This is a genomic window from Myxococcus sp. AM010 (assembly GCF_013372585.1).
GTDB lineage: Bacteria > Myxococcota > Myxococcia > Myxococcales > Myxococcaceae > Myxococcus > Myxococcus vastator.
The window spans coordinates 64,891-84,817 of sequence record NZ_JABXEO010000027.1; the positions used below are offsets into that span (position 1 = coordinate 64,891).

General features: G+C 69.4%; 18 protein-coding genes and 1 tRNA gene. 7 read left to right on the plus strand and 12 right to left on the minus strand.

All coding sequences use genetic code 11. The features are described 5' to 3' along the window. The first annotated feature begins 21 nt into the window (after positions 1–21). Together HV826_RS15225 and HV826_RS15230 are read left to right on the plus strand one after the other, a co-directional pair. Positions 22–1,431, plus strand: a complete 1,410-nt coding sequence (locus HV826_RS15225) for an NAD(P)/FAD-dependent oxidoreductase (protein WP_176417734.1) — start codon at positions 22–24, stop codon at positions 1,429–1,431. A 139-nt stretch (positions 1,432–1,570) separates the two neighbouring features. Then, positions 1,571–2,110, plus strand: a complete 540-nt coding sequence (locus HV826_RS15230) for an AAA family ATPase (RefSeq protein WP_176417735.1) — start codon at positions 1,571–1,573, stop codon at positions 2,108–2,110. 117 nt (positions 2,111–2,227) lie between these two features. Here HV826_RS15230 and HV826_RS15235 read toward each other — a convergent pair whose 3' ends face one another. Continuing rightward, complete coding sequence (locus HV826_RS15235) at positions 2,228–3,298, minus strand: saccharopine dehydrogenase NADP-binding domain-containing protein (protein WP_255217238.1); 1,071 nt, start codon at positions 3,296–3,298, stop codon at positions 2,228–2,230. Between HV826_RS15235 and HV826_RS15240 the strand changes: the two genes are divergently transcribed. Continuing rightward, positions 3,251–3,805, plus strand: coding sequence for a TetR/AcrR family transcriptional regulator (locus tag HV826_RS15240; RefSeq protein ID WP_217918636.1), 555 nt, complete (start codon positions 3,251–3,253; stop codon positions 3,803–3,805). The genes HV826_RS15235 and HV826_RS15240 overlap by 48 nt on opposite strands. Positions 3,806–3,929: 124 nt before the next feature. Here HV826_RS15240 and HV826_RS15245 read toward each other — a convergent pair whose 3' ends face one another. Further along, complete coding sequence (locus HV826_RS15245; protein WP_176417737.1) at positions 3,930–5,012, minus strand: hypothetical protein; 1,083 nt, start codon at positions 5,010–5,012, stop codon at positions 3,930–3,932. 114 nt (positions 5,013–5,126) lie between these two features. Between HV826_RS15245 and HV826_RS15250 the strand changes: the two genes are divergently transcribed. After that, the gene (locus HV826_RS15250) at positions 5,127–6,281 is read left to right on the plus strand and encodes a class I SAM-dependent methyltransferase (RefSeq protein ID WP_176417738.1); all 1,155 of its coding nucleotides are present in this window, start codon (positions 5,127–5,129) and stop codon (positions 6,279–6,281) included. 90 nt (positions 6,282–6,371) lie between these two features. Beyond that, the gene (locus tag HV826_RS15255; protein ID WP_176417739.1) at positions 6,372–7,031 is read left to right on the plus strand and encodes a hypothetical protein; all 660 of its coding nucleotides are present in this window, start codon (positions 6,372–6,374) and stop codon (positions 7,029–7,031) included. Positions 7,032–7,152: 121 nt separating this feature from the next. On the opposite strand, the gene HV826_RS15260 is transcribed toward HV826_RS15255, so the two are convergent. From HV826_RS15260 to HV826_RS15285, 6 genes are all read right to left on the minus strand, one after another. After that, positions 7,153–7,662 carry a DUF305 domain-containing protein gene (locus HV826_RS15260; protein ID WP_176417740.1) on the minus strand — a complete coding sequence of 170 codons (510 nt, stop codon included), beginning with the start codon at positions 7,660–7,662 and terminating at the stop codon, positions 7,153–7,155. 155 nt (positions 7,663–7,817) lie between these two features. Further along, entirely contained in the window at positions 7,818–9,836 is a 2,019-nt protein-coding gene (locus tag HV826_RS15265; protein WP_176417741.1) for an adenylate/guanylate cyclase domain-containing protein, read from the minus strand. Positions 9,837–9,845: 9 nt separating this feature from the next. Then, a complete protein-coding gene (locus HV826_RS15270) occupies positions 9,846–10,547 on the minus strand; it encodes a carboxypeptidase regulatory-like domain-containing protein (protein ID WP_176417742.1) in 702 nt (233 codons plus the stop codon). Continuing rightward, positions 10,529–11,296: a hypothetical protein gene (locus HV826_RS15275; protein ID WP_176417743.1), complete on the minus strand. Its 768-nt coding sequence runs from the start codon at positions 11,294–11,296 to the stop codon at positions 10,529–10,531. The genes HV826_RS15270 and HV826_RS15275 overlap by 19 nt, the downstream gene beginning before the upstream one ends. 132 nt (positions 11,297–11,428) lie before the next feature. Continuing rightward, a tRNA-Gly gene (locus tag HV826_RS15280) sits at positions 11,429–11,501 on the minus strand. Between the two features lie 59 nt (positions 11,502–11,560). Next, entirely contained in the window at positions 11,561–13,732 is a 2,172-nt protein-coding gene (locus HV826_RS15285; RefSeq protein WP_176417744.1) for an ABC transporter substrate-binding protein, read from the minus strand. A gap of 157 nt (positions 13,733–13,889) precedes the next feature. Between HV826_RS15285 and HV826_RS15290 the strand changes: the two genes are divergently transcribed. Continuing rightward, complete coding sequence (locus HV826_RS15290; RefSeq protein WP_255207787.1) at positions 13,890–14,729, plus strand: NADase-type glycan-binding domain-containing protein; 840 nt, start codon at positions 13,890–13,892, stop codon at positions 14,727–14,729. A 53-nt stretch (positions 14,730–14,782) separates the two neighbouring features. On the opposite strand, the gene HV826_RS15295 is transcribed toward HV826_RS15290, so the two are convergent. From HV826_RS15295 to prfA, 4 genes are all read right to left on the minus strand, one after another. Beyond that, positions 14,783–15,172 carry a zf-TFIIB domain-containing protein gene (locus tag HV826_RS15295; protein WP_176417745.1) on the minus strand — a complete coding sequence of 130 codons (390 nt, stop codon included), beginning with the start codon at positions 15,170–15,172 and terminating at the stop codon, positions 14,783–14,785. Between the two features lie 146 nt (positions 15,173–15,318). Beyond that, the gene (gene murA, locus HV826_RS15300) at positions 15,319–16,581 is read right to left on the minus strand and encodes a UDP-N-acetylglucosamine 1-carboxyvinyltransferase (RefSeq protein WP_176417746.1); all 1,263 of its coding nucleotides are present in this window, start codon (positions 16,579–16,581) and stop codon (positions 15,319–15,321) included. A 14-nt stretch (positions 16,582–16,595) separates the two neighbouring features. Beyond that, positions 16,596–17,477, minus strand: coding sequence for a peptide chain release factor N(5)-glutamine methyltransferase (prmC, locus tag HV826_RS15305; protein WP_176417747.1), 882 nt, complete (start codon positions 17,475–17,477; stop codon positions 16,596–16,598). Beyond that, complete coding sequence (gene prfA, locus HV826_RS15310; RefSeq protein WP_176417748.1) at positions 17,474–18,562, minus strand: peptide chain release factor 1; 1,089 nt, start codon at positions 18,560–18,562, stop codon at positions 17,474–17,476. The genes prmC and prfA overlap by 4 nt, the downstream gene beginning before the upstream one ends. A 155-nt stretch (positions 18,563–18,717) precedes the next feature. Between prfA and HV826_RS37195 the strand changes: the two genes are divergently transcribed. Then, the gene (locus tag HV826_RS37195) at positions 18,718–18,840 is read left to right on the plus strand and encodes a hypothetical protein (protein ID WP_013941470.1); all 123 of its coding nucleotides are present in this window, start codon (positions 18,718–18,720) and stop codon (positions 18,838–18,840) included. The last annotated feature ends 1,087 nt before the right edge of the window (positions 18,841–19,927 follow it).

Sequence of the window (19,927 nt, forward strand, 5' to 3'; positions counted from 1 at the left end):
AGGCGCGAGGCGACGTCTCGAATGAGCGAACGCGTCATCATTCTGGGCGCGGGCCTCGCGGGACTGGCGGCAGCGCATGCGCTTGTCCTCGCGGGGCAGGACGTCGTCGTGCTCGAGGCGCGCGCTCGAGTCGGTGGCCGGGTCCTGACCCTGCGGAAGCCGTTCCTGGACGGAATGTATGCCGAGGCGGGCGCGAAGTATGTCCTCAGCGGGCACGCGACGGTCCTCGGCTTTGCGAGGAGACTCGGCCTGGAGCTTGACCCGCTGCCAACGCCTCACACGTCGGCCTTGCGGCCCTTCCATCTTCGGGGACGTCGCATCCTGGCCCCCGCCGGTGATGAGACGGACGTCCTGCAGGGAGTGAGGGCGGATGAGCAGCAGCTCGGCCTTTCAGGGCTCTATCGGAAGTACGTGGCCCCCCTCGTCGAGGCTGTCGGCGACCCCTTCCATGCGTCCTGGCCCGGTCCAGGTGCGACCCACCTCGATGGCCTGACCCTGCGTGAGGCCCTCGCGGAGCGGGGCGCTTCTTCGGCGGCCAGCGAGGCGGTGAGCTTGGGACGGTTTGACCTGGTGGGTGATGGCATCGACGCAAGCTCGGCGCTTGGCGTTCTTCGACGGGAGTTGCTGACGGTCGGCAGAGGAGGCTCGAGCGCCTACACCTTGAGAGGCGGAAGTGACCGGCTTCCCGTCGCCCTGGCGGGAGCGCTCGGTGGAAGGATTCAGTTCGGATGGGCCGCGAAGCGCATCGAGCAGGAGCAGGGGGCCGTCCGCGTGTATTGCCGTGGCAGCACGGGAGAACACAGGACGTTCACGGCGGAGCGGCTCGTGTGCGCCATCCCGTTCTCGGTCCTTCGTGACGTTGAGCTCGTCCCCGCCTTCTCGGCGGAGAAGATGCGGGCGATTCGCGAGCTCGAGCATGCGTCCGTCGTGCGCACCTTCATCCAATACCAGCGCCGCCTCTGGACAGAGTGGGGGTGGTCGAATGGGTGGCTGACGGACCTCCCCATCATGCACGTCCTCGACGCCGCACCGACACAACCTCAGGCGTCAGGCATCCTCGAAGCGTATCGCGTGGGCCCGTGCGCCCGCGCGGCGGGCCTTCTCTCCGAGGATGAGCGCATCGCCATGACTGTTCGCGGACTGAGCCAGTTCGCGCCAGAGCTGTCCTCTGAAGTGCGGAGCGGAACCTCCTACGCATGGGACCTGGACCCTTGGGCTCGGGGCGCCTTTGCGTGGTTCCGGCCGACGCAACTCACGCAGTGGGGGCGCGCGCTCGCAACGCGCGAAGGCCGGGTCCACTTCGCCGGAGACCAAACCTCTCCCATGCCCGGCTGGATGGAGGGGGCGCTCTTGTCAGGCCAACGCGCCGCCCTTGAAATCCTGTCAGGAGCCAACGGGGTGGGCATGGCGGAGGGCCTGCGCGGCGCCTGAGCGAGACCGCGGAAGCGCCTTGCGAGAGGCCGTGCGGGCTGCTTCCTGGCTTTGGGGCCGTTGAAGGGTAGCGGCGGCCTCTACCTGCTCCGCCGCTTCCTGTGTCGTACGATGGCTTGGAGGCGCGGTATAGGACACCATGCGCATCGCCGTGACGGGTTCACACCGGGTGGGCAAGTCGACGCTGATTGACTTGCTTGGGGAACGACTCGAGGGGTACCGGCTCGCCGAAGAGCCGTACTTCCTCCTCGAAGAGGAGGGCTACGAGTTCGCGTCGCCTCCCTCCTTGGAGGACTTCCTCGAGCAGCTCCGTTTCTCGGTGGAGTTGCTCGAAAGCGAGAAGCGCTCACGAAACATCCTGTTTGACCGCTGCCCGCTCGACTTCCTGGGGTACCTCCAGACGCATGAGGACGCGGATTCGTTCGACCTGGAGGCGTGGCTTCCCCAGGTGCGCTCCGCCGTTCAGACGCTGGAACTCATCGTCTTCGTGCCGATTGAGGAACACGACTTCATCCGGCTCCCGGCGAGCGCAGACCGCGAGTCGAGAGTCGCGGTGGACGATGCGCTCGCCCGGATACTGCTCGATGACCCATTTGAGTTGGGCGTGGAGGTGCTCCCCATCCAAGGCACCAGGGCTGCGCGAGTCACCCAAGTCCTCGAGCGACTGGCGCGCGGATAGAGCCGTCTGCCGCCAAGGTCGAAGGGCCGAAGTCGAAATGCGATGCCAGCGAACGCAGGGAGTCCGCTGCATCGAAGGCCTCGCCGGGCGACCGAACGCCCGCGTGCGCGCCACCGTTCAGGATACGCTCAACGGCTTCGACCACCAGCGGAGCGGTGAATGCGTAGATGTCGCGCCCGCTGGCTGTGACGCGGCGTTCCTCTGAACCCCGGCGGGCACGCACCTCCACCAAGAACCGCTGCGCGGAGCGCCCGGACGCGTCGGTCGCCACAGGCGGTGGTGTGGAAGGATCACCCAAGTCCGCCAGTGGCCGGTGTTGAGCCACGTCCGCACTTGCATCGCTCGCAGCTGCCGGTGGATGAGGACGATTTCGGAGAAGGGCACCTCGGCCATCTCCTGCCTGCCGAAGAGGGCGGGGAAGTGCCACTCGGCGGGCCCCGCAGCGCCCTTGGGGGTGAGCTTGCCTGCCTCGATGACCACGCGCGGCACGGTGTTGCGGCGGCCCGTGTTCCGCGTGCCCGGTGTTGGCCACCAGGCATCCAACGCGATGCCGATGCTCACCGCAGCTGCCTCCACCCATCCATCGGTTGCCACGGTGGCAAGCAGGTCGGCGAAGCCGCCATAGAAGCCGACCGCGGGCAGGACGAGTATCCCCGCGTCCTTCGCGGCAACTGAGAACCGCTCGAACAGCGCCTGCGCGCTGGCCTGCTCCGCGCTCACATCAAGATAGTGGACCTTGGCGCGCAGCGCTGCCTCCACCAGGGCCTCCGCGGTGTCGAGGAACGGCCCGGCGCAGTTGACGATGACCTCCACTCCCGCGAGCGCCCGCCCAAGCGCGTCGGAGTCCTCGAGACAGGCGGCGCGAAGCTCGACCTCCGTCTGCTCGAACGCAGCGGAGAGCCGTGCGAAGTCCCTGCCCATGGCCACGACCCGATGGCCGCGCCGCAGCAGCTCGGCAACGACGAAGCGGCCCGTGTGCCCGTTGGCGCCGAAGACAGCGACAGCATGCCTTATCCCTGGGGAAGGATTGGAAGCGGTCAGGGGTTCTCCTCTTGTCGTGACGAAACAGACCTGTCTGTTCGTTGAATGGCGGCGACCCGAGCCCGAACCAAAGCCCCTCCACCGGAAGCGCTCGCGGAGGTGAGGGAGCGCATCCTCGCGACCGCCTCTGAGCTCTTCTACCGCCAGGACGTCCGCGCCGTGGGCGTTGACCTCGTCGTGGAGAAAGCGGGGGTGGCCAAGACCAGCCTGTACCGGTACTTCGGGACGAAGGACGACCTGATCGCGGCGTTCCTCCAACGGGAGGACGAGGACTTCTGGGGCGGCTGGGAACGCGTGGCGCGGGCGAACGCCGACGAGCCGCTGGCGGAGCTGGAGGCTCACCTCAAGTGGATCGCCGAACGTGTCGCCCGGCCGAACTACCGCGGCTGCCCGCAGCTGAACGTCGCCGCGGAGTTCCCCGACGCAGACCACCCGGCACGCCGCGTGGCGACAGCGCACAAGCAGGAGCTGCGGCGGCGCTTGAAGCGCCTTGCCGAGCGCCTCGGAGCCGGGCGCCCCGATGAGCTCGCCGGACAGTTGGCCCTCCTCATCAACGGGGCGTTCGTGAGCTCGCAGACCCTCCTCGCCAAGGAGGCACTGCCGCTGCTGCGAAACGCCGCGCTCGCGCTCATTGAAGCCGCGCGCAAAGGGTAGAGGCAGGCCCCGAGTCTAGCGCAGGCGCGAGGCGTGCTCGTCATCCAGGGCAGTTGCTCGATGGGCGGAGGCCCTCAATCCCGCACAGGACGGCGCCTCCGTTGGTTTGTGTCCGTCTGGAGGACTAAAGACAGAGTAGCTCGACCGATTTGATGCTCATCGTGCCATCGACGTTCGGATCGTTCGTCTGGTCGCCGATGGCGATGGTGCCGGTCGTCGTGAAGTTGCTCCGCGTGAGCTTCGCGACGCCGTCGATGCTCACCGTCGCCACCTTCGCCGCATCCACCGCGAGCTCGTAGACATGATACGCGCCGTCCGTCACGGAGAACGCCGCGGACTGCGTGTCATCCGCCCAGCCGATCGCCGCGCTGTCGAGGTAGATCATCTGCGAACGGTCCGTGGCGTTACCGAAGGGCACCGTGAAGCTCCCCAGGATGGCCGCTCCACTGTCGAGCGAGTTGTGGGGGGTCACCGACTCGACCTGCATCGTCACCCGGAGCGTGAACGGCTTCGTTCCGTCGAACGCGTTCTCCCGTATGGTGAGCAGTTGCCCGCTCGTCCGCGCGCCGCTGTTCGTCGACGTCGCGAGGCGAACGAAGTCCTCGCCATACGTGAGCGTGCTCGGCGCCTGAGAGATTGTCGTCCAGCCTTGCTCCGTGAGGTCCTCGCCGCCGCGCAGCAGCGGAATGCTGGCGCGCGCCGTCCAGTTCGCCGTCGACGCCGACGGCTGGCACGTTTCGCAGGGGTTCTCCGGGTTCACCGCGCCCTCGGCATAGAGGGTGCCACCGATGAAGCACTTCGGGCCGCACACGCCGTCCGCGCAAACCTGTCCCGGGCTGCATTGCGTCCCGTCCACGCGCTGCGTCCATGCGGTCGCGGAAGTCTCCGGCACGCACTGCTCGCACGCATTCGCCGCGTTCACAGTCTCGGAGGCGACCTGTTGGTCGCCAATCTGACAGACCGCGATGCAGCCGCCACCCTCACAGGCCTCCGTGGTCGCGCAGGCCTGGTTGCAGCCGCCGCAGTGCGCCGGGTCGGTCTCGATGCGCGTACAGGTGCCGTCGCACAGCTCGAAGCCGGCGCTGTCGCACTGCTCGGGCACGGACGCGTCGGGTGGGCCTTCGGAAGGGGGAGAATCCTTGCCGCAAGCGGCGACGAAGCCGAGCACGACGATGCAGGCGAGCGCGATAGCGCGAAGGGAGCTCATGGTGCCCTCCACCTTACGCGCCCCCGGAGCGCCGGCAATGGCAATGCGCTGCCCCCACGCGAGGCGGTGGTTTCCCCTCGCGACGGGAGTGCGTGGACGTGCTACCCCAGGGACATGTCCCGCGCTCCCCGAACCGGCACCTCACCCGAGGGGCCGTCCGCCTCCGTCTCTCCGTCCGCGCTGTCGCCGGACTCCGCCTTCACCTGGCACTCCGAGAGCGCGGTGCCCGCGCCTGCTCGGCTGTCTCCCGTGAATGACCGCCTCAGCGCGGATACGGCGCTCAAGCGGGTGCGCCGAGGCGAGTTCCTGCTGTACTCCGGTGACTTCCACAACGCGAAGCAGCTCCTCGGCGCGCTGAGCCGACGGCTCCCGCAGCCCGCGAAGGCGCGCTCGCCGCTGGAGGCCTTCCGCGCCGAGCGCCGGGCACGGCAGCTCGAACACGAGACGCTGTCGCGCATCGTGGTGTCCCTCGACCGCGACTACCGGCTCGGGCTCGCGCGGGCGCCAGACACTTCACTGGCCTGCCTGCAGGTATGGGGGGCTCCCACGACGGACACCACCGTGGTCCCGCTCAAACAGCTCCTGGGCATGCTCGGGGCGGCGGAGTGGCGTCGCAAGGGACTCGCCGTTCCTGGCCTCACAGGGCTGCTGCACCCGCACTACGGCGTCTACCTTCCGACCCGCACGGACTATGTGGAGCTGCTGCTCTCCCTCACGGAGGTGAAGGGCAAGCGCGTGTTTGACATCGGCACTGGCACCGGCGTGCTCTCGTTCATCCTCCTCCAGCGGGGCGCGGCGTCCGTGCAGGCGACGGACTGTGACTCGCGCGCCGTGGCCTGTTCCCGGGAGAACGCGGAGCAGCTCGGGCTCGGCAAGCGCTTCCAGGTGGCGGAGGCGGACTTGTTCCCGAAGGGCACGGCCGACCTCGTGGTGTGCAACCCACCCTGGATTCCCGAGCCGCCCAAGAACCGGGTAGACCGCGCGGTGTTCGACGAGGACAGCCAGTTCCTGCGGCGCTTTCTCGAAGGCCTCTCCACCTCGCTGGCGCCTGGCGGCGTGGGCCTGCTGCTCCTGTCGGACCTCGCGGTGCTGCTCGGCCTGCGCTCCCCCGGGTGGCTCGAAGCGGAGTTCGAGCGGTGCGGCCTGTCGGTGCAGTGGGCCCGGTCGACCCCGGCGCGGCACTCGAAAGCGAAGGACACGTCAGACCCGCTGCACATGGCGCGCTCTCGCGAGAGCACCACGCTCTACTGCTTGAAACCGGTGACCTGAAGGAAACTGGCCACCGAACCGCGCGAGCTTGCCCGCGTCAACGGGGAGGGTGGCAGCTACGTCGGCTGGCTCAAGACGCCCAACGGAGAGGTGGACGTCGCCGTCGCGACGGCCTATCCGCACCGCCCCGTCATGGCCCCCCACTTGATGCAGACGCACACGCCGTCTGAACGCTTCCTCGCCGTGGCACCCGAGCGTCAGGCCATGCCCGAGATGCTCGAAAGCGAGCAACTGCTCTCGGTGGATGAAGAGACGCGGGCGCGCCTCCAGCGCGAGAACGCGGACGAGCTCGCTGGCTTGAGCCTGGACCACCTCCTCGAAGCTCAATCCCTGGCGCCCAACTGGTCGCAGTCGTTCCGTGACTGGGGCGCATCCGTCTATGGAAACCCCTCGTGCGGTGACCCGAGCCAGCCGGCCATCAAGCCCTGCAACCGGGTCGAGCGGGAGACGACGGTCGTCCGCCTCCGCGCCACCAACTGGTCGGGGGCCCTCAACTTCGCCCACGCGGCTCACTCCGCCCATTGGGGCGTCGCGAACTGCGCGGGAGGCAGCACCTCCGTGGGGTTCAACCGGTTCCGCGGTGACTCAGGCGCTGGCCTCGCGGTGGCGCCCAACACCTTCTACCAATACAAGCTGGGGATGATGCACGACATCACCCAGAACGGCTGCCACCCCCAAGGCATCGACCTGTGCACCCCCGGCAACTGCACCACCTCCTGCTTCAAGTGCTCAGGGGGCAGCTGCAACTGAGCGGGGCTTCACCGGTCATGCCCGTCATGGCATGTGCCTGAGCGCGTCACGCCCACCGCTGCCGTCTTCGAGGCTACCGGACACGGCTCCGCGCCAGACATCCGTGCGTCATGGCACTTGTCTATCTTGCGGGCGCGGGGCTTCGCGGATCATGGGGAGGAAGGTCGGGAGCACCCTCCGGCGTCGCATTGCGCTCGAGGTCGGCGATGAGCGTCTCCATCTCGCCGATTTCACGAATCTGGGCCTCGATGATGCCATCGGCGAGCTTGCGCACCCGCGGGTCGCGGAGGTGGGCGCGTTTGCTCGTCATGATCGCGATCGAGTGGTGCGGAATCATTGCCTTCATGTACGAGACGTCGCTGACCGTCTCCTGGCTGCGGACGAGCCAGAGCGCCACCGCGAACGCGGTGATGCTCCCAGCCAGGATTGCCACGTTCGCCCGCCTGTTCCCGTACATGGACCACATGAAGAGCAGCATGATGACGGCCATGGTCGCGCCCATCACCACGGCCATCCAGGCTCTCGTCTGGCTGAAGCGAACGTGGTCGAGTGCGTAGGTGTTCAGGTACATCAGGCCGAACATCACCAGGATTGACGCGGCGATCATCGCGCCAAAGCGTGCGTAGTTCATTCACTCCTCCAGTCCCAGGGGCCTGGCCTCGTGCTTTAGAGCGCCTTCCGCGCCATGCGGGACCGAGCGCCCGTGGGAGCCATGCAGCAGACACTTCCGTCCGGCGAAGCGCTCGCCTGAAGACGGTTGAGGGGGCAGACGCCTCCGGGGCGCCGCTACTTGCTGTCGAGGACGAAGACGCCGTCCCAATCCTCGGGAGGGGGCGCCGTGAGCAGGGCCTCGCACCTCGCGGCGAACCGCCCCGAAGGCACGTCCTCCGGCGAGGCGAGGAACGCGGCTCGGGCCTCGGCGAAGCGGCGGGCCCGGTAGAGCGCGAGCCCCTCGGCGAAGCGCGCGAGGTGCGGTGGAGGAGGCGTGCCCGCGGGGCCCACCAGCTCGAAGACGCGGACCGCCTGCTGCTTGCCCTTGACGCGCAGCAGGTCCAGCTCTCGCGCCAGCACCACGCCCCGGGCGGCGGCGAGCGTCTCCTCGGCCACCAGCGTGCGGGTGCCGTAGACCTTGGCCGCGCCCTCCAGGCGCGAGGCCAGGTTCACCGTGTCGCCGATGACGGTGTAGTCCTGGGCCGCGCTGGAGCCGATGTTGCCGGCCACGGCCTGCCCGGTGTTGATGCCGATGCGGCAGTCCAGCGGGGGCAGCCCTCGCGCCGTGAACCCGGGGGCGAGCCGCTCCACCACCGCCACCAGCTCCAGCGCGGTGAGGCACGCGCGCGCCGCATGGTCCTCCTGCGGCAGCGGCGCGTTCCAGAAGCACATGATGGCGTCGCCGATGAACTTGTCGAGCGTCGCGCCGTGCTTCGTCAGCACGCCGGTGGCCTGCTCGAAGTAGGTGTTGAGGACGGCGACGAGGTCCTCCGGGCTCATCTGCTCGCTCATGGACGTGAAGCCCACCAGGTCGCTGAAGAGCACGGTGAGCATCTTCCGCTCGCCGCCTGGCGCGGCCTTCTCCGGGTGCTTGATGAGCTCGTCCACCACCTGGGGCGCGAGGTAGCGCTTGAAGAGGCCCTTTATCTGGTCCCGCTGCCGCAGGCCGATGACCATCTCGTTGAAGGACTGCGCCACCCGGCCCACCTCGTCCGAGCCGCGCACGGGCACCTCGACGGTGAGGTCCCCCAGGCGCACGCGGCCGGCCGCGGCCTCCAACTGCACCAGCGGCGAGGCCATGCTCCGCGCCATGAAGACGGCCGCCGCCAGCGCGAGCAGCGCCACGCCCAACGCGGTGGGGATGAGCCAGCGCTGGAAGCGCTTGAGGATGGGGTTGATCTCCGCGTCGAAGTCGCGCAGCACGAACACCTGGCCGATGCGCGTCCCATCCACGCCGCTCAGCTCACCCCCGCGCGCGAGGTAGTGCGTGCCTTCGATGTACACGTCGTGGGCCTGTCCGGACCGCACGCCGTCGCCGTCGAAGAGCGCGCCCACGGGGAGCTGCGAGGCCAGGGCCCCGTCCTCCGTGCGCACGATGAAGCGGGCGCGGGTGTCCCCCATGTGGGGCCCGGGGGCCCGGGGCGCCAGGGGTTCCTCCAGCAGCACATCCCGCACCCACTGTCCGGACAGCACCACGCCCACCGGGTCCCGCCGCGAGCCGTAGGCGGGCTGCGCATGGACGAGCAGGAGGTCCCCGTCCCGGAGCTCATCGGGAGGAACGAAGACGAAGGGCAGGGCGCGCAGCTGCGCGGGAGACCAGAGCGCGGAGGTGGGACCTCGCTGAAGTGACGTGGCGAGCAGGGGGAGGTCGACCGGGCCTTCGCTCAGCTGCTCCGGTGCCGCGCGCGTGTAGACGAGCCGCCCGCTGGCGTTGAAGAAGGCCCAGGGCAGCGGGCCGTCGCGGCTCCAGCCGAAGGCCTCGGTGTCCGCCGAGTCGATGACCTCGCGGGCGCTGATGATGCCGTCCGTCTCCGAGCTCGCGTCGCCCAGCCCCGCCTCGGCGTCGACGGAGTTCACCGACAGCGACATCTCCTTGAAGGAGCGGTCCAGCGTGCGCGCCTCGGCCACGTCGCGGATGCGCTCCTGGCTGGCGCGGGCGAGCCGCTCGAAGGACTGCAGCGTCCGCTCCAAGTCACTGGCGATCTTCTCCTTCGCCGCCGCCTCCACGGCGAGGTTGGTGAGCAGCAGCGCGGTGACGAGCGCCGCGCCCGCGAGCGCCATGAAGGCGAGGATGAGCTTCTGGGCGAGCGTCACGGGAGGCGCTCAGCGGTCCTTCTCGGAGTAGTCGGGCCGGGGGGTGTACTTCTTGCCGCGCTTGTCCAGGTGGGTGTCATCCGTGCGCGTCTCCACGAGCGTCAGCGTGGCCGTGCTGGCGCGGCCCGCCTCCACGACGACCTCCGCGCGGGCGATGTCGCTCTTCTCGTCCCGCCGGTGGACCGCGAAGATGGGGTAGCGCCCGGGGGGCACGCCGCGCAGCACGAAGCGCCCGTCCGCGTCCGTCACCGCGAAGGCGCGGTTGGGGACCACCACCAGCGTGGCCACCATCTGCTCGTGGATGTCGCAGTAGACGTCGATGACGCCCGTCTTCTTGAACGTCTCCACGTACTTCTCGCCGGGCCGGTTCTTGCCCGCGTCGAACTTGCGGGCCCCCGAGCGCGAGAAGACGTTGTGCAGCACCACGTCCTTGTTCAGGAACTCCACCTTCTGCCCGGCGACGATGGGCAGCACGCCTGGGGTGAACGACTTGTTGGCCTGGCTCATCACGGCCACCTCGGCGGGAGGCTCCTCCGTGTAGCCGGTGAGGTAGACGACGACGCCGGAGCGGTCCGCCTTCGGGCGCTGCTCGCCGTCCGCGCCGATGACGGAGATGCGCACCTCGCCCTGGACGCTGCCCGGCTCCGCCGACGCGGGCGATGCGGCCAGCAGGAGCGCCAGCAACAAGGACTTCAGAGCGCCACTGCCCATATGAGCCTCGGCATGAAGCGGGGGGGTTCGGGGGCAACGGCCGTCAGCCCGAACAAGGTGCCGGCCGTCACCCACATCCGGCCGAACGTCCACGCCACGCTCGGCCCGACGAAGAGGTGCGGGTCCTGGTTCGCGTCCTTCAGGCCGAACTCCCCGAAGGACTCGAGCGACAGCCGGAGCTCGTCCTCGATGACGGGGTAGGACACGCCGACGGAGTACGTCCCGAGGATGCGGGCCGGCCCCTCGTCGCCGCGCAGCGCGGGGAGGCCCACCTGCGCGCCCAGGTCGACCGTCGTGCGGAGGCCGCTGTCCCACTGGTACGAGCCGACGAGGTCCACGTCCACGCGCGAGGGCTCCGGCGTGTTGATGGCCTGGTGCCACACCGCGCGCACGAGCGGCTGGAAGGCGCGGTCGTCCCCCCGGGGGAAGAGCCGGTAGCGGAAGTCCGCCTCGAAGGACTCGAGCTGGGTGTCGGTCTGGTTGGCGCGCACCTGGAAGGGAATCGCGAGCTCCAGGTGCTGGCTCAGTCCGAGCACGGGCCCCCACCATATCCAGTACACCGATGGCCGCTGGGGGGCGGCTGGAGCGCGGCTGCGGGCCCACAGCCACTGCTCGAGTTCGACGTCCCCCTTGGGGACGATTTCGGTGTCAAAGGTCCAGATGAAGGAGCGGCGTCCCGCCTGCGCGGGCGCGGCCCACGTCAGCCCTACGATGCATGCCACCACTGTCACCCAGTGGGTTGTGCGCATTCGGCCTCCCACCCCCGCCTCGGGGGTGTCTGTGCGATTGACTATCACACAGTCTGGGAGGCGGCCCGAGGCCCCAAAACACGAAGGCCGGCAGTCCCGAGTTTCCTCAAGGACTACCGGCCTTTGTGCGTGAGCGGCGGAAGGGATTCGAACCCTCGACCCCGAGCTTGGGAAGCTCGTGCTCTACCAACTGAGCTACCACCGCGGGCGAAGCAGGGCGCAAGGTACGGGCCGCCCCGTGGCTTGTCAACGGGAAGTGCGGCGCTACTCCGACTCCTCGACGGTGAGCTGGTATGCGTCCTGGAAGTTGGACTCACGGTTGCGCGCGTCGCGGACCTCGAAGAGGTAGACGCCCGGCTCGGCGCTGTAGCGGATGCGCTCCGGCTGGTCGCCCTTGGCCCGGTCCGCCGTCTGCACGAGCGACAGCTTCCCGTCCGGCTGCACGCGGTGCAGGTACAGCCCCACGTCGACCTTCAGGATGCCCAGCAGCGTGGCGCGGATGGGCGTGCGCACCGGCCGGTCCGACAGGTCCAGCCGGAAGAAGTCCGTGTCCTTGACTGGATACACCGTGCCACGCATCGGCTGCCCCAGCGTCAGGTCCTGCGCCCGGTCCGCGGTGTTGTTGGGCTCGCGCTCCTCACCGCCGTTGTCCGGCACCGTGGTGACGGTGACGCGGTAGGGCTGCTCGGCGTTCTCGAAGTCCTTCACCCACTTGCCGTCCACCTTGCGCGACGCGCCCTCCACCCGGAAATAGCAGGCGCCTTCGCAGGCGACGTTGTTGAGGCGCTCGGGCTCCTTGATGGCGCCGTCGTTGGCGCGCAGCAGCACCGTCTCCTTGCCGGAGTCTCCCTCCGGGGGCTCCACCATGGAGAGCACCAGGTCCAGCCGCTCCACGCCCGTCAACTCCACCTTCGCCAGCACCGGCTCGGACGTCTTCAGGACGAAGTGGTCCACGTCGCCCCTGGGCGCCAGGAAGCCCTCGCGATAGCCCCCGGCCGTGAGCGTCGTGGCCTTGTGGAGCTCGTCGTTCGGCTCCAGCTCCGCGCTGGCGCCGGCCTCCTCCTGCGACACGGTGAGCGTGTACGGCATGGTGGTGTTGAAGGTCCGGCGGGCCTCCTTGCCGGTGCCCACCCAGCTCGTCTTCACCACCACGTAGACGACGCGGTCCATGCCGCGCACGCCGATGTTGCGCAGCGACAGCGTCTCGCCCTCCTTGCCGCGCAGGGTGAAGAGCGGCGCCTCCGCCGCGGACAGCACCGACAGCTCCGGCCGCACGCCGTCCACGCCGGTCAGCTCGATTTTCAGCGCCACCGAGGGCGGCTCGGGCGGCTCGGGGGGCACGTCCGGCTCGGAGGGCGCGGCGACCGCCGTGCCCGCGTCCAGCGCGCGCGCAATGGCCTCGCCCACCGCCTGGCTCCCCACGGGCGGCGGCTCGCTGCCCGCGAAGGTGCCCTCCACGGCGGGGGAGGGCGGGGCCTCGTCACGACCGAAGCCGTTCATCCCGCCCTGCATGCCCTCCTGCGCCATGAGGCCGGACGCTCCATCCCCCTCCGGGCCCCGGGGCGCCGCGCCTTCCTCGGCCTCGAAGCCGTTGCCGCCCAGGTCCTGCCTCGCGCCGGAGGGGCCCTGTCCGTCCTGCGCGCCAGCGCCGTTCGTGCCCCGTGTGCCGGCGAGGCCGCCGCCCAGCGCGTCGTCCTGCCCCTGGGGGGCGCCTGGTCCGCCAGCGCCGCCCTCGGTGGGCGCCGTGCCCCGTGCTGGCGAATCGCCAAAGGGCGCGGTCGCCGGGTCCTCCGCCGTCCCACCTGGGCCCGTCCCTTCCGGGGGCGACGGTAGCGCCGGGTCCGGCAGCTCAATGCGGTACCAGTCCTCGTCGCCGGAATGGCCCAGGAAGGCCGTCACCGTCTGGCCCAGCGGCAGACTCACCGCGTCCACAGCGCGGTCGTTGGGCTCGCGCTCCTCGCCGTCCTCGGGCGCGCGCATGCGGACCTCGAGCGTGTACGCGCCGCCCACGCCCTTGCGGGTAGGCACCACGCGGAGGAAGCGCTCGTTCTCCACGAAGAGGTTGGGGAAGCGCTCCGGCTTGCCCTCGCCTTCGCTGTTGATGCCCACCAGGCGGTTGCGGTCGCGGTCATACACCTCCAGGGTGATGTCCCCGCCGGGCAGGCCGGACACGGTGACGTCCGCGATGCGCGGCGCGCCGGGCGCCAGCCGGTACCAGTCCTCGTCCGCCTTGTTCGGCTGCGCGGTGAGCTCCGCGCTCACCGTGCTGTTGCGGGTGAGGTCCAGGGCCTGGTGAGGCCTGTCGTTGGGCTCCTGCTCCGTGAGCGCGGCCGGCCCCGTCTCCACCGGCCCCGCGTCCGGAGCTTCCGGCGCCTTGTCTTCCTTGCAGCCGGCCAGCATCAGCCCCAGCACACAGGCCCACCCCCAGCGTCTCATCACAGTCTCCTCCAGCACAAACCGCCATCCTTCCCGTCGGGGACGGAGTGTCAAGCACCCCAACATCCGCGAGGGCGCTTTCATCCGCACCCGCCCGGCCGCTCCGTGCGTGCTCGGACTGGAGCCGCGCGCGCGAGGCGATCAAAGATGCGGGGACATGCGACGCCTGCTCCTCGCCTCCCTCCTGACCGCCACGGCGGCCTCCGCCGCATCCAATGTCCCGCCTGGCTACGTCCAGGCCTCCGATTGGCTCGACCGTACCCGCCAGCCGGAGCGCTATGGGCCCCTCAACGTGCTCGACGGCCGCGACTCCACCGCGTGGTGTGTCAGCGCAGATGGGCCCGCGTCCTTCACCTTTGGCTTCAAGGACATCGTCACCGTGGACGAGGTCCGCGTGTACACGGGGGATGGCTCGGACCGGGCCGCGTTCAAGGCCCGCGCCCGGGCGCGGAAGCTCACGCTGACTGGCATCAAGGAAGCACGCAGCGTCAGCGTGGAGGACAAGCGGGGGCTCCAGGCGGTGCCCCTCAAGCCAGGGCTTCGAGGCGCCCGCTTCACGCTGGAGGTGTCGGAGCGCTTCCCGGGCGCCAAGGACGACGCGCCCGTCTGCGTCACCGACATCGTCTTCTACTCCAGGGGGAAGGCGCTCAACGGCACCTGGCTGGCGCCCAAGCTGCGCTACAACGCCCGGCTGGCGCCGCTGCTGGGCACCTGGTTTGGTGGCCTGAAGGGCGCCCCGCACCGCTTCCTGTCCTTCTACCTGGACGGCACCTACAGCCTCACCGAGGAGCCCTTGGAGGGCGAGGTGTCCACGACAGTCAGCGGGGCCTACACGCTGTCCGGGGAGAAGCTGTCCCTGGACGTCCCCCCGCACGGGCGGGTGACGGTGCGTTTCCCGCGAGGGGACTCGGAGGGGACGCGCCCGCCAGATGCGTCGCTGGCGTTCGACGGGCCCGTCGCCGAGGCCTGGGGCGAGGCGTTCCGCGGCCAGCGGTGAGCTGACGGGGGGCTGCCGCCCGCCCGGCTTCCCGGGAGGCGAGGCAGTTCGCCTTAGAGGATGGCCATCTTCCGCTTCACGCTGAAGTGGCGGAAGAACGCCATGATTTCCTCGACCGCGATCTTCACGTCGGTGGCGTCCTGGAACTCGGATTCCAGGAAGATGCCGCCGCAGGACTCGCAGGTGTCGTAGTGCAGCGGATGCTGGCGGTCGCCACCGTCCACGCGGACGAGGTCGACCTGGCACTCGGGGCACTGACCCGTCAATGCCTCCGCATCTACCTTGCCGCCCTGGCTCTCCAGCCCGGGGAGGTTGTTGTGGAGCAGGACCCGGTTGAGGTCCGCGACGTCAATCCAGAGGCCGCCGCAATCTCCACACTTTCGCAACGTCTGGTCATCCCCCTCGAGATCGGACATCTCGACGTTGCAGCTGGGGCAATCCATGGGGCGGTTCCATTCTCCTGTTGGGGGGGAGTGGTGTTCTCCCCAGTCGATTGGAGAATGATAGGTCGCGCGAAATTTTGGATGCAACCCGCCTTGCGCAGTCTGTTGGCAACGCGCCGTCCCGTCGCCCCCCGAGCCCCTCGGCCCTATGCCTTCTCGCGGCGGATGTCCGCACCCAGGCCGCTCAGCTTGCGCTCCAGGCGCTCGTAGCCCCGGTCCAGGTGGTAGACGCGGCTGACGTCGGTGCGACCCTCCGCCCGCAGGCCCGCCAGGATGAGTGACGCACTCGCCCTCAGGTCCGTTGCCATGACGGGCGCGCCGCTCAAGCCCTTCACACCCTTCACCACCGCTGTGTGCCCCTGGATGGTGATGTCCGCGCCCAGCCGGTGCAGCTCCGGCACGTGCATGAAGCGGTTCTCAAAGATGTTTTCGTTGATGACGGACGTCCCCTGACTGACGGACATGAGGGCCATCAGCTGGGCCTGCATGTCGGTGGGGAACCCCGGGTGCTCCGTGGTGGTGATGTCCACCGCGTTCAGCCGCTGGGGCGCCTTGCAGCGCAGGCCGCCGCCCTCGGCGGTGAGGGTGCATCCGGCCTCGCGCAGCTTCTCCACCATGGCGTCCATGTGCTCGGACACCACGTGCTTCACCAGCACGTCGCCGCCGGAGATGGCCGCCGCCACCAGCAGGGTGCCGGCCTCGATGCGGTCGGGGAGGATGGCGTGCTCCACCGGCTTCAGCCCGTCCACGCCTTGAATGGTGATGATGGACGTGCCCGCGCCCTCGATGCGCGCCCCCATCTTGTTGAGCACCTTGGCCAGCTCCTCGACCTCGGGCTCGCGGGCGCAGTTCTCCATGACGGTGCGGCCCTTGGCCAGCACCGCCGCCATCATCACGTTCTCCGTACCGGTGACGGTGATGACGTCGAAGTTGACGGTGCCGCCCTTGAGCTGCTTCGCCGTGGCCTCCACGTAGCCTTCCGTGAGGTGGATGTCCGCGCCCAGGGCCTTGAGCCCCTTGAGGTGCTGGTCGATGGGCCGCGCGCCAATGGCGCAGCCGCCCGGCATGGACACCCGCGCCCGGCCGAAGCGGGCGACGAGCGGCCCCAGCACCAGCACGCTGGCGCGCATCGTCTTCACCAACTCGTAGGGTGCCTCCGGGGTGATGTGGCCGTTGACGCCCACCCGGCAGACGTCCGACGTCTCGGTGCTGCGCTCCGCGTCGCAGCCCATGGTGCGCAGCACCTTGAGCATGGTGGCGACGTCCGCCAGGTCCGGCACGTTGCGGTAGGTGGAGGTGCCGTCGGCCAGCAGCGCCGAGGCGAGGATGGGCAGCGCCGCGTTCTTCGCGCCCGAGGCCTGCACTTCGCCGTGCAGCGCCTGGCCGCCCTTGATGACGATCTTGTCCATGGTTCCCTGCGTCTTCAGCCCTGTGGCTCGTTGGCCACGGGCTGTGTCCCAAAAGCCATCCGTTCCCGCCGCTCCAGGTCCTTCTCCACCCGCGCGTCCGCGTAACCCGCGGCGCGCAGGAGCTCCAGGACGGCGGGGCCCTGGTCCTCACCAATCTCCATTGCAAGGAGGCCGCCAGGCTCCAACCACTGGCGCGCGCCCGTCACCACCCGGCGCACCGCCACCAGTCCGTCCGGCCCGCCGTCCAGCGCCAGCTTCGGCTCGCGCCGCACCTCGGCGGACAGGCCGGCAATCTCCTCGGAGGCGATGTACGGCGGGTTGGAGACCACCACCTGGAAGCGCTCGCCCGCGGGCACCGGGGCGAACAGGTCCCCCTGCAGCACCGTCACCCGGTCCGCCACGCCCAGCGCCTGGGCGTTCTCCCGCGCCAGCGCGCAGGCGTCCGGCGACAAGTCAGTGGCGATGACGGTGGCCAGGGGCCGCTCGGCCGCCAGGCTGATGGCGATGCAGCCGGAGCCGGTGCACACGTCCAGCGCGCGGCCGGGCGCGTCCTTGGGGAGCATGCGCAGCGCCGCCTCCACCAGCAGCTCCGTCTCCGGGCGCGGAATCAGCACCCGGGCGTCCACCTTGAAGGGGCGGTTGTAGAACTCGCGCACCCCCGTCAGGTACTGCGTGGGCTCGCCCGCCATGCGCCGTTCAATGAGGGCACGGTAGGCGCCCAGCTCCTCCTTGGAGAGCGGGCGGTCCAGGTCCACGTACAGTCGGACGCGGCTGAGCTTGAGCACGTACGACAGGAGGATCTCCGCGGTGAGCCGCGGGGCATCCACCTGTCGCTTCTCGAAGTGCTGCGTCGTCCAGGTGAGGACCTTGCGGATGGTCCAGGGGTCGCTGCTCATGCGGAGGGCTTCGGGCCGCCGGCCGTCTGCGCCTTGAGCGCTTCGGCCTGGTAGTAGGTCCGGCAGGCGGTGACGACGTCGTCCACGTTGCCGGCCATGACTCCCGGCAGGTTGTGCACGGTGAGGCCAATGCGGTGGTCCGTCAGCCGGTCCTGCGGGAAGTTGTAGGTGCGAATCTTCTCGCTGCGGTCACCGGTGCCCACCTGGGCGCGGCGCGCGGAGTCTCGCTCGTTGCGGATGCGCTCCTGCTCGATTTCGTAGAGCTTCGCCCGCAGCATGCGCATGGCCATGGTGCGGTTCTTCAGCTGGCTCTTCTCCTGCTGGCACTTCACCACGATGCCCGTCGGGTGGTGGATGAGGCGCACCGCGGAGTCCGTGGTGTTGACGCTCTGGCCGCCCGAGCCCGTGGAGCGCATCACCTGCATCTCGATGTCCGCCGGGTTCACCTGCACGTCCACGTCCTCCGCCTCCGGCATCACCGACACCGTAATCGTGGACGTGTGGATGCGGCCCTGCGTCTCCGTGGCCGGCACCCGCTGCACGCGGTGTACGCCGGACTCGTACTTCATGTTGCTGAAGACGGCGTCGCCGGACAGCGTCACCGTGGCGTCCTTCACGCCGCCCGCGTTGCCCGGGCTCATGTCCAGGATGTCCGCCTTCCAGCCCCGGCGTTCCGCGTAGCGGAGGTACATCTGCATGACCTCCTCGGCGAAGAGCGCGGCCTCGTCACCGCCCGCGCCCGCGCGGATCTCCAGGATGACGTTCTTCTCGTCATTCGGGTCCTTGGGCAGGAGGAGGATCTTGAGGCTGGCCTCCATCTCGTCGCGCTGCTCCTTCAGGCCGGGCAGGGACTCGCGGGCAAAGGCCTTCTCGTCGGCGTCGCTGCTGCCGAGCCAGGCTTCGACTTCGCTGAGGTCGGCGAGCACCTTGCGGTAGGCCCGGAAGGCCTCGACCAGCTTCTCCAGGCCCGCGCGCTCCTTGGACACCTTCTGGAGCCTCGCCGAGTCGGCGAGTACGTCGGGGTTCGACAGGTCGGCCGTCAGTCGTTCGAACCGGCGCTCGACGTCTTCGAGTTTGTCAATCATCGTCGTTCCGGGGGGTATTGCCCCTTTGCACGGCCTCTGGCAAGGGCGGGCGGAGTCAAGAAATTCCTTGGACGCTTGGGCGGGAGCATGAAAAAAGGGCCGCCCTCACCGCGCTCAGCGGTCGGTTTCACATCACCTACACGGAGTCCTTCCACATGCCCGCCCAGAAGGGAAATCGTTCCAAGAAGAAGGTCGCCAACCGTGCCAAGGGCCGGAAGGCCCAGCTGAAGCGCCGCCGCAGCCGCGCCAAGAAGGGCCAGTCCAACAACAAGGTCTAGTGCGTTGGCGACTCCCTCCCTCGGAGTTCGGGGGAGGGAGGCGGACGGGCCCACGGCTCCAGCTCGGGCAGCATCCGCTCCACGCCTTCTGAAGACTCCGCCAGCAGCCGCAGCACCGCCTCCGCCGCCTCGCCCGTGACGGGCACCGGCTGGAAGGGCAGCTCCGGGAAGCGGTCGGTCCTCAAGGGCAGAATCTCGCTGGACAGGTAGCCGCCGTCGGGCCCGAAGTGGCCCTTCCACAGGGCGCCGCGCTTGTCGCGAGGGTTCCAGTTCCCCCCGAAGACGAAGTTCCCCAGTGAGTAGACGACCGGTCTGCCCTGGTACAGCTCCATGGCTTGAAGGACGTGGGGGTGGGCGCCCAGCACCCCCGCGGCGCCCGCGTCGATGGCGGCGTGGGCCAGCCGGACCTGGTAGGGCTCCGGGGTGTAGGTGCCTTCGCGCCCCCAGTGGAAGTAGGGCAGGACCAGGTCCGCCTGGGCCCGGGCCGCGGCGATGTCCTCGCGGAGCATCCGCGTCATGACGGCCTCGTCGGAGAAGTGGCCGGCGACCCCAGGGGTCGTCTCCGTCGCAAGGACTCCAGGCGGTTCGATGTTGCGCGTGCCCAGGAAGAAGTAGCCCAGCAGCGCCACCCGCTGGCCGCCCACGGTGACGATTGCGGGGCGCCGGGCCTCCGCCAGGTTCCGGCCCGCGCCGAAGTAGGGGATGTGCGCCGCGTCCAGGGTGTCCAGCGTGTCGAGCAGGCCCTGGGCGCCGTAGTCCATCAGGTGGTTGTTGGCCAGGCTCACCACGTCCACGCCGCCGGCGGTGAGGATGCCCACCAGCTCCGGCTTCGCGCGGAAGTTGAAGTTCTTCGGCAGCTTCTCGCCGCGCTCGGTGAAGGGGCACTCCAGGTTGACGACGAACAGGTCGGCGGCGTCCGTCAGGGGCTTCACCTCCTGGAACCCGTAGGCCAGCAGGGCGTCCTGGGGGCGGCCCTTGGCGGTCTCCGCGTCGTGGTGTGTCTGGTAGTTGTGGCCCAGGGTCACGTCGCCGCCCACGATGATGGACACCTGTCTCTTTATACACATCTGACGCTGCCGACGAATAG

Excerpts from the sequence above, each read along its gene's own strand:
- HV826_RS15225 (WP_176417734.1), top strand. The coding sequence starts at position 22 with ATGAGCGAACGCGTCATCATTCTGGGCGCGGGCCTCGCGGGACTGGCG.
- HV826_RS15230 (WP_176417735.1), top strand. The coding sequence starts at position 1,571 with ATGCGCATCGCCGTGACGGGTTCACACCGGGTGGGCAAGTCGACGCTG.
- HV826_RS15245 (WP_176417737.1), bottom strand. The coding sequence starts at position 5,012 with ATGAGCTCCCTTCGCGCTATCGCGCTCGCCTGCATCGTCGTGCTCGGC.
- HV826_RS15250 (WP_176417738.1), top strand. The coding sequence starts at position 5,127 with ATGTCCCGCGCTCCCCGAACCGGCACCTCACCCGAGGGGCCGTCCGCC.
- HV826_RS15260 (WP_176417740.1), bottom strand. The coding sequence starts at position 7,662 with ATGAACTACGCACGCTTTGGCGCGATGATCGCCGCGTCAATCCTGGTG.
- HV826_RS15270 (WP_176417742.1), bottom strand. The coding sequence starts at position 10,547 with ATGGGCAGTGGCGCTCTGAAGTCCTTGTTGCTGGCGCTCCTGCTGGCC.
- HV826_RS15275 (WP_176417743.1), bottom strand. The coding sequence starts at position 11,296 with ATGCGCACAACCCACTGGGTGACAGTGGTGGCATGCATCGTAGGGCTG.
- HV826_RS15285 (WP_176417744.1), bottom strand. The coding sequence starts at position 13,732 with ATGAGACGCTGGGGGTGGGCCTGTGTGCTGGGGCTGATGCTGGCCGGC.
- HV826_RS15290 (WP_255207787.1), top strand. The coding sequence starts at position 13,890 with ATGCGACGCCTGCTCCTCGCCTCCCTCCTGACCGCCACGGCGGCCTCC.
- HV826_RS15295 (WP_176417745.1), bottom strand. The coding sequence starts at position 15,172 with ATGGATTGCCCCAGCTGCAACGTCGAGATGTCCGATCTCGAGGGGGAT.
- murA (WP_176417746.1), bottom strand. The coding sequence starts at position 16,581 with ATGGACAAGATCGTCATCAAGGGCGGCCAGGCGCTGCACGGCGAAGTG.
- prmC (WP_176417747.1), bottom strand. The coding sequence starts at position 17,477 with ATGAGCAGCGACCCCTGGACCATCCGCAAGGTCCTCACCTGGACGACG.
- prfA (WP_176417748.1), bottom strand. The coding sequence starts at position 18,562 with ATGATTGACAAACTCGAAGACGTCGAGCGCCGGTTCGAACGACTGACG.
- HV826_RS37195 (WP_013941470.1), top strand. The coding sequence starts at position 18,718 with ATGCCCGCCCAGAAGGGAAATCGTTCCAAGAAGAAGGTCGCCAACCGT.